The organism is Pirellulales bacterium (assembly GCA_035533075.1).
GTDB lineage: Bacteria > Planctomycetota > Planctomycetia > Pirellulales > JAICIG01 > DASSFG01.
In genome coordinates this window covers 34,576-43,031 of the sequence record DATLUO010000030.1, presented here as the reverse complement: position 1 = coordinate 43,031, position 8,456 = coordinate 34,576, and the positions used below count along the sequence as shown (strand labels likewise).

The following is an 8,456-nucleotide window of genomic DNA, read 5'->3' as shown; positions in this document are numbered from 1 at the left end:
TGCTCCGGCGGCATGGCATCCACCGGGCATTGATCGACGCCAGCGGCGACATTCTGGCGGCCGGTCCTCCGCCCGGCCAAGAGGGCTGGAAGATCGGCATCGCTCCTCTCGACGCCGCCGGGCCGCCCAGCCGGTATCTGGGTTTGCACGACCAGGCGGTCACCACGTCGGGCGACGCTTTTCAACACGTGGTGTTCGACGGCCAGCGCTATTCGCACATTGTCGATCCGGCCACGGGTCTGGGGCTGACCGATCAGAGCAGCGTCACCGTGATTGCCGCCGATTGCATCACGGCCGACAGCCTGGCCACGGCCGTGTGCGTACTGGGTCCCGAAAAGGGCCTTCGGCTCATCGAAGAGACCGAGCATGCGGCCGCATTGATCGTTCGCAACCGCGCCGGGAAGGTCGAGACCGTCGAGTCGCGCCGATTTGCCAAGCACACATTTGTGCCGGCGAAGTAGTGGCAGCGCTGCGACCGGATGCTTGCCAGGATGAGCTGCCCGAGCGAAGCGAATCATTGGACGCGGCCCGTTTAGTTCGTCCAAAGGCGAAGGCCGATGCTGCACACTGTGGCGAATCGCCAGCCGCCATTATCCTTCGAACACGGTCGCGGTCATGGGACTCGCTGCTCCTTGTTCGTGCGGCTCTTTCATCCGCTACTCTCCTCCGGTTTTCACCGGCGCTTTCCCCTCTTTGCCCCTTTATTTGCCTGACTGGCGCAATCCAGTTTAGCTGCCCCTTGATAGGGGCTGCGACTATCGGTCGCCAGCGGCGTCTGATAGACTTTTTGCGTACATGATGTGCGCCGTCGAGCGGCACGTCCATCATAGGACGCCGGGAGGCACGAGAGAAAGAAGTAACTCGCCATGCCGCGCATTTTCGACAATATCAAGAAGTCGATGCTGCCCGCGCTCCGCGAAACCCTCGCTGTTGCGGAGCGTGCCGACTTCTGCGTCGGCTACTTCAATCTTCGCGGGTGGCGGCAAATCGACTCGCTGGTCGAGCGGTGGCAAGGCGGAGAAGGTCATTGTTGCCGACTTTTGGTCGGCATGCAGCAAATGCCCCAAGACCAGCTCCGTTCCGCGATGAGCTTGCTGCCCAGCGACGATGAAATCGACCAGGCCACGGCCATGGTGCAGAAACGAAAAATTGCCCAAGACTTCCGCGACCAACTTGTCGTCGGGATTCCGACGAACGACGACGAAGCCGGTTTGAGACGGCTCGCGGCGCAAATCACATCGGGCAAGTTGGTAGTGAAGCTGTTTCTTCGCCATAACTTGCACGCGAAGCTCTATCTCCACTTCAGGCAGGATCCGCTGAACCCGACGATCGGTTACGTCGGCAGCAGCAACCTGACCTTTGCCGGCTTGGCCAAACAGGGCGAGCTCAACGTCGACGTGCTCGATCACGACGCCTGCGACAAACTCGCCAAGTGGTTTGAGGATCGCTGGAACGACCGTTTCTGCGTCGACATCTCCAAAGAGCTTGTCGAGATCATCAACACCAGTTGGGCCAGGCCTGAACCGATCCCGCCTTTTCATATTTACGTGAAGATGGCTTATCACTTGGCGCAAGAGGCCCGTGCCGGCTTGAGCGAATTCCGGATCCCCAGCGACTTGGGGAACACGTTGTTCGAGTTCCAAAAGGCGGCCGTCAAGATCGCGGCTCACCATCTTCACAAGCGCGGCGGCGTCGTTATTGGCGATGTGGTCGGTCTCGGCAAGACATTGATGGCGACGGCTCTGGCCCGCATTTTCGAGGACGATCACGGCCTTGAGACGCTCATTATCTGCCCGAGGAACCTAGTGCCCATGTGGGAAGACTATCGGCAGCAGTACCGCCTTCGCGCCAAGGTGTTGTCAATCACCAACGTCCAACGCGAGTTGCCGGAGTTGCGCCGGTATCGACTGGTTCTCATCGACGAGAGCCACAACCTTCGCCACCGACATGGCAAGCGATATCGCTCGATCGCCGAGTACATCAATTCCAACGACAGCAAGGTGATTTTGCTTTCGGCCACGCCCTACAACAAAACGTATCTGGATTTGTCGAATCAGCTCCGGCTGTTCATCGACGAGAACGACGACATTGGGGTCCGGCCTGAGCGATTGCTCCGCGAGCTCGGCGAGACGGAGTTTCTTCGCCGCCACCAATGCCCGGTGCGGTCGCTGGCGGCCTTCGAAAAGAGCGAGCACGCCGACGACTGGCGCGACTTGATGCGGCTGTATTTGGTGCGCCGCACGCGCAGCTTCATTCAGGAGAATTACGCCAAGCCGGACGCCGCGCGCAATCGCAAGTACCTCGAATTCGCGGACGGCACACGGTCCTATTTTCCCACCCGCGTCCCCAGGACCGTAAAATTCAAGATCAATCCCCAGGACGCTACGGACCAATACGCCCGCCTGTTCGCGGACGATGTCGTCAGGGCCGTCAATCAGCTTACCTTGCCGAGGTACGGCTTGGGCAACTACCAAACTCCGTCGCCGCACAAGCCGCCGACACCGGATGAGGCCAGGGTCTTGGGCGACCTGTCGCGCGCTGGCGCCCGACTGAAAGGTTTCTGCCGCACGAACCTGTTCAAACGCCTGGAAAGCAGCGGCCACGCCTTCATCCTCTCGGTCGAGCGTCACATTCTCCGCAATTTTATCTTCCTGCACGCCATCGAAAACGACTTGCCGCTGCCGATCGGCACCCAGGACATGGGTCTCCTCGATACCTGGTCGAACGATGAGGACAGTGACCTTTGGGACGCGGCCGACGGCGATGATGGCGGCGACGGCGACACCGACCCCGCCAAAACCCTCGGCCAGGTTTTGAGCGAGGCGGACTTCCAAGCGCGGGCCGCCGAAATCTACGATCGCTATGGCAGCCAATTTCGCCGTCGTTTCAAATGGCTTCGTGCCGGCCTATTTGAGGACTCGCTGTCGAAAGACCTCCGTGCCGACGCGAACGCGTTGATGAACGTCTTAAAGCTCGCCGGCGCATGGGACGCTCGCCGCGACGCGAAACTCCTCGCCCTGGTCGATCTGCTGCTCAAACAGCATCCCGCCGGGAAGGTGTTGGTGTTCTCGCAGTTTGCCGACACCATCGAATACCTCGCCGCCCACCTCAAGGGCAGCCAAATCGGCGCCGTGGCCGGCGTCACGGGCGATACCGACGATCCGACCGCCGTCGCCCACAGGTTCAGCCCCGTCAGCAATAACAAGCGCGATAGGGTAGCCCCGGCCGACGAACTCCGCGTCGTGCTGGCGACCGACGTCCTGAGCGAAGGTCAAAACCTGCAGGATTGCGCGATCATCGTCAACTTCGACCTTCCCTGGGCGATCATTCGCCTCATTCAACGCGCGGGCCGCGTCGACCGTATCGGCCAGCACCATTCTGAGTGCGGACCAGGCTGCCAACAATGTGCGGAACCTCAAGCGGCTTCTAACCGTACTGCGCACTTTTCCCAACGTCTCGGGCAAGGCCCGGAGCGAGCTCCACTTGCTAGGCCTGGCTGACAGAGGGGAGTTGACGGAAATTGGGAGGCGCCGGCCGATGCCAGACGACGCGCGCACTTGCGCGCACATGGTGTCGGTGGTTGAAAGGCCAGACACGAAGGGATCTCGCAGCAATTAATCCGAACATTGCGAACTTCAAGCGGTGTGCGACTCAATTTTGGAAACTTCGGCCGGAGGTGGTGGCGTTTTTCATGGACCATCTTCAAGACCGCGCAGAACGCGACGTCTTGAAGGCCATCGAACTCTTGTGCAATGGTGATGACGCGGTGCGGGAACTGAAGCTCGAGGACTTTAAATCGCTCGCCCCGCTCTTGGCGAAGCCGACCGGCTTGCCACCGCCGCTTCGCGAGGCAATTGAGTCGTATCACAGAAACAAAGGAAGCCGAAGTTGGCGCGGCGACGACCGGCGAATCCTCCTTGAGGCGTTTCGATCAGCATGATGGCATTTACCGCGTCGCTCGGCGACGAACGCCGGCTGGAGCTACTCGGCAAGCGGCTCATGACCGAATTGAAGAAGAACGCCGAGCGCATGACCATCAGCACGCGCGACGCGCACCAGATCGCCTACGACGAGTTCTATGCCTCGGGTTCCGAGCACATCATCGACGACATCGACGGCGTACTCGCCGAGCATTTTGACTTCTCCGCCGAAGAACTCGACATGATCGTCAACTTCGACGCAAAGTTCCGCATGGGCCAAGAAGGCGACGCGTAGGTCATGCTCTCCGCGCGTTGATGCCGTTTCGCGGGATCAGCCTTGACGCTAGGCAATGGTCCGCTGTACAGTAAAGGCTGTTCTCGTGGGCGCTCAGTGGGGCCTGGGACCGATCCATTCGGCTGGCGGCACTTACCAGGGGGTTAAGTCGTGACGGAAACTTTCTTCGACGAACAAGCCGAGCAATCGCAGATCAAGATCACATGGTCGCGTTCCGAGTCGATGTCGGAGGCGATATGGTGCGTGATTTTGCCGGTCCGATGGCTAAAGCCGACGCTGCGGTCGAACGTCGCCGCGCCGATCCAGAGCGGGCGACCGCCGATGCCCAGCTCGTCGCTGTGCCAGAACCGCACGTGGTGCCGCGCGCGGGCGTTTTCGTCGACGGGTTGCTCGAACGCCAGATCCTGGCGCCGCCCAAAAACAAATAGGTTGCTGACCGGGGCGGTCTCGTAAGGGCGTTTGAAGACGACGCTTTCGGCGATGTGCAGGCTGGAACGCAGCGTCGTGGGGTCCGCCGGCGACCAACCCGCGGCGAGCATGGCGGCCACCACTTCGTCGTGGCTGCCGACAAGGGCCACATTGAGCGGGTCGCCGGGAATGCCGTCGCTGGTGACGGCGGTCTTGGGGGCGTCGGACATCACGCGATGATGCTCGAAGTGCCGCCACAACAGCGGCAAAATGGCGTAGGCCACCACCAGATAGACAGCCAGCAAGCCGATGGTCGCATCGCCGGCCCGCGCGGCCACGCGGCGAAGGCGGTGTGTGCGGCGGACGTTTTCGATGGCGGTGTGGGTCATTGGGAGTCCGAACGGAAGTCAGCCGGCGCGCGGGCATTTACCGCGCCGCCGCTTGCAAGCGTGCGATCCAATGGTACGATTCCGCAAGAACGAAGTCGATCACATTCGGGTGCTACCCATCGGCGAAATTCCTTGACCGTCGCGGTTTCGCCCAATTAAACTAGGGGTTGCGAACTTATCTCTATATTTCCCCGGGTTTTCCATGTCTCGATTGATTGCTAACCGGATCGTGCGTATGGCAGCGTGCGCGTTGCCGGCGATTTTTCTGGCCCGCCCCTCACTGGCCCAGCCGCGAACGCCGGTCAAAAAAACCGCGGCCTCCACCGCGCCCTCCGGCCGCTTTCGCGCCGCCGCGCCGGGTGTCGAAACCACGATTCCGCCCGACTTCGAAGCCGGCGCCACCTTCAGCCGTCATGACCTGGTCGAGGTGCTGGCCGTCGATCCCGAGTTCGGCGAGCGGTCCTTTTCCAAAAGTCGGTCGCCGGCCAAGGACGTCGTCTTCACCCGCAACATCTGGTGCCTGGAACTGAGCTTCAAACCGATGCGCATGGTGTGGGTCGACGTCCCGAGCACCGAAGGCCGATTCGACCGCAAACAGATTTGGTATCTGCTCTATCGCGTGAAAAACACCGGCAAAGAGGTGGCCCGCACGGTCACGGGCGAAGGCGAAGTCAAGTCGGAGTTGGTCGACACCAAGCAGCCGGTCCGCTTTGCGCCGCGCATCTGGCTGGAAAGTTGGGACACGCAAAAAGCCTATCCCGACCGAATCATTCCGGTCGCCTTGCCGGAGATCGAAAAACGCGAAGACGCCGGCCATCGCCTGCTGAACGCCCAGGAATTGTTGCCCGAAGCCCCCGCCCGATTGCTCACCACGATCGAAATGGAACGCGAGATTCCGCCCAGCCCGGAGGGGCAAGACCTGGGGATTTGGGGCGTGGCGACCTGGGAAGACATCGACCCCACGACCGACCACTTTTCGGTCTATATCCAGGGCCTGACGAACGCCTACCAGTGGGTCGATGCCAAGGAAAACGATCAATACGTCTACAAGAAGGGCGATCCGATCGGCACGGGCCGCAAGCTGCTCGAAAAGACGTTGCGGCTCAACTTCTGGCGGCCGAGCGACATCTACCATGAGCACGAGGAGGAAATCCGCTACGGTTACCACAAGCATCCGGGCATCGAGCGATTTGGCCTGAAGCCCGAAGAGCAGGTTGACTACCGCTGGATTTACCGGTAAAAGATAGGATTCTAACGGTCGAGAATTCAGGAACCCTCGAAATGGCTCACAAAAAGGGACAAGGCTCCAGCCGTAACGGACGCGATTCGAATGCGCAGCGGCGGGGCGTGAAGAAGTTTGGCGGCGAGCAGGTGTGGGCGGGCCACATCCTGGTGCGCCAGGTCGGCAACCGGGTTTTTCCCGGCAAAGGCGTGGGCCAGGGCAGCGACTACACATTGTTTGCGTTGGTCGACGGCTACGTCAAATTCGACCGCGACGGCCGCCGCGTGAGCATCGTCGACGTTCGATAATGTTCGTCGACCGCGTCAAAATCCACGTTCAGGGAGGCAAAGGCGGCGCTGGCTGCCTTAGTTTCCGGCGGGAAAAATATGTGCCGCGGGGTGGCCCTGACGGGGGCGACGGAGGGGACGGCGGCAGCGTCATTCTGATTGCCGAGTCGGGCGTCGATAGCCTGGCGGCCCTCTCGCATCGCCGGCATTGGAAGGCGGCCAGCGGCGAACCGGGCCGCGGCGCCAATTGCCACGGCCGCAGTGCCGAGGATCTCGTCATCCGCGTTCCGCCCGGCACGATCGTCTATGATGCGATCGGCGGTTTCGTGTTCAAGGACTTGGCGCGGCCCGGCGACCGAGTGGTAGCGGCCCGCGGCGGGTCGGGCGGCAAGGGAAACACGCACTTCAAATCGGCGACCAACCGTGCGCCGCGGGAATCAACGCCGGGCGATGCCGGAGAAGCACGCGAGCTGGTGCTCGAGCTGAAGGTCATCGCCGACGTGGGGCTGATCGGCAAACCGAACGCCGGCAAGAGTACGCTGTTGAGCCGCCTCTCGCGTGCCCGGCCCGAAATCGCCGACTACCCCTTCACCACCAAGTATCCGAACCTGGGCCTGGTGCAACTCAGCTTCGACCGCTCGTTCGTGTTGGCCGACATCCCCGGCCTGATCGAAGGCGCCCATGCCGGCCTTGGACTGGGCCACGAGTTTCTGCGGCACATCGAGCGGGCGGGCATCCTCGTACACTTGGTCGAGCCGGAGCCGGCCGACGGTTCCGATCCGGTAACGAACTACCGCGTGATTCGCGAGGAGCTGCGGCTCTACAACCCCGCGCTCGTCGAGCGACCGGAGATCGTCGTCGTCAGCAAGGCGGAGCTGCCTTCGGCCGCGGACGTGAAGCAGCGATTGGCCGACGCGCTGGGCCGTGATGTGCCGGACATTTCGGCCGTGACCGGCCAGGGAGTTGACAAGCTGTTGCACGGCATCGCTCGCGAGCTCGACGAATTAGCCGAGGCCAAGTTAGCCGAAGCCAAGCGGCTACGTGACGCAGAACGCGATTCAGCAATCGGCACGCAAACCGCTGCGGGAAGACCGCATGACTAGCCCCCAGCGCGAAGTGATCGCCGCGATCGATGTCGGCAACAGCCGCATCAAGGTGGGACTGTATCTCGCGCGCGACATCGCTGCCACGGCGGACGACGCTTTGCCCCAACCGATTGCCACGCACGACCTGCTGCCCGAAGCCGACGGCCTGGCCCGGTTGGCCGATCAACTCGCGCCGCACAGGCCCGACGATCTGGCCTGGTGGATTGGCAGCGTGGAGCGAACGTTTGCCTCGCGGTTCGTCGATTGGCTGCGGACCAACGGGGCGCAGCGGATCGCGATGATGGCCTGCGGCGACCTGCCGCTGGTGGTCTCGCTGCCGCGGCCCGACATGGTCGGCATCGACCGGCTGTTGGCGGCGGTGGCGATCAATCGCTTGCGGGAGCCCGACCGCCCGGCCATCATCGCCGACCTGGGGACCGCCATCACCGTCGACTTGGTGTCGGCCGACGGAGCGTTTTTGGGCGGCGCCATTTTGCCGGGCATCGCCATGGCCGCTCGCTCGTTGCACGACTTCACCGATCTCTTGCCGCAAATCGAAATGGCCCAATTGGAAGAACCACCTCCGGCGCTGGGCGCCTCGACCGTCGAGGCGATGCGATCGGGCATCTACTGGGGCGCCGTGGGAGGTATTCGGCATCTCGTCGAATTATTGACGGCGGCGGCAGCCAGCGGCGACCCGCAAGTCTTTCTGACGGGCGGCGCGGCGCCCGCCGTTGCCTCGCTGATCTCCGTGAAGGCGACGTATGTGCCCCATCTGACGCTTGCCGGAATCGCGCTCGCCGCCGCAGAGGCTTGACCGGCCGCCTGGCAAGACTACGATGATTGTTCG

The 8,456-nt window shown here is 62.3% G+C and carries 8 protein-coding genes and 1 pseudogene; 8 read left to right on the top strand and 1 reads right to left on the bottom strand.

Annotated features, from left to right (window positions below; genetic code table 11):
• The 4 genes from VNH11_03425 to VNH11_03410 all read left to right on the top strand — a co-directional run.
• Positions 1-461: FAD:protein FMN transferase (locus VNH11_03425; protein HVA45414.1), on the top strand; the 461-nt coding region annotated here is incomplete at its 5' end.
• 405 nt (positions 462-866) lie between these two features.
• Entirely contained in the window at positions 867-3,500 is a 2,634-nt protein-coding gene (locus VNH11_03420; protein HVA45413.1) for a helicase-related protein, read from the top strand.
• A gap of 80 nt (positions 3,501-3,580) precedes the next feature.
• The gene (locus VNH11_03415) at positions 3,581-3,940 is read left to right on the top strand and encodes a hypothetical protein (GenBank protein HVA45412.1); all 360 of its coding nucleotides are present in this window, start codon (positions 3,581-3,583) and stop codon (positions 3,938-3,940) included.
• Positions 3,937-4,215 (top strand): hypothetical protein, encoded by a 279-nt coding sequence (locus tag VNH11_03410; protein HVA45411.1) that lies wholly within the window; start codon positions 3,937-3,939, stop codon positions 4,213-4,215. The genes VNH11_03415 and VNH11_03410 overlap by 4 nt, the downstream gene beginning before the upstream one ends.
• Before the next feature lie 143 nt (positions 4,216-4,358).
• On the opposite strand, the gene VNH11_03405 is transcribed toward VNH11_03410, so the two are convergent.
• The gene (locus tag VNH11_03405; GenBank protein ID HVA45410.1) at positions 4,359-5,012 is read right to left on the bottom strand and encodes an LssY C-terminal domain-containing protein; all 654 of its coding nucleotides are present in this window, start codon (positions 5,010-5,012) and stop codon (positions 4,359-4,361) included.
• Positions 5,013-5,214: 202 nt separating this feature from the next.
• On the opposite strand from VNH11_03405, the gene VNH11_03400 reads away from it, so the two are divergent.
• The 4 genes and pseudogenes from VNH11_03400 (at position 5,215) to VNH11_03385 (ending at position 8,423) form a co-directional block, all read left to right on the top strand.
• The gene (locus tag VNH11_03400) at positions 5,215-6,252 is read left to right on the top strand and encodes a hypothetical protein (protein HVA45409.1); all 1,038 of its coding nucleotides are present in this window, start codon (positions 5,215-5,217) and stop codon (positions 6,250-6,252) included.
• Positions 6,253-6,293: 41 nt separating this feature from the next.
• Positions 6,294-6,542: a 50S ribosomal protein L27 gene (gene rpmA / locus VNH11_03395; protein ID HVA45408.1), complete on the top strand. Its 249-nt coding sequence runs from the start codon at positions 6,294-6,296 to the stop codon at positions 6,540-6,542.
• Positions 6,542-7,549: pseudogene (gene obgE, locus VNH11_03390) on the top strand (GTPase ObgE). Before rpmA ends, obgE begins: the two are co-directional and overlap by 1 nt.
• Before the next feature lie 67 nt (positions 7,550-7,616).
• Entirely contained in the window at positions 7,617-8,423 is an 807-nt protein-coding gene (locus VNH11_03385; GenBank protein ID HVA45407.1) for a type III pantothenate kinase, read from the top strand.
• The last annotated feature ends 33 nt before the right edge of the window (positions 8,424-8,456 follow it).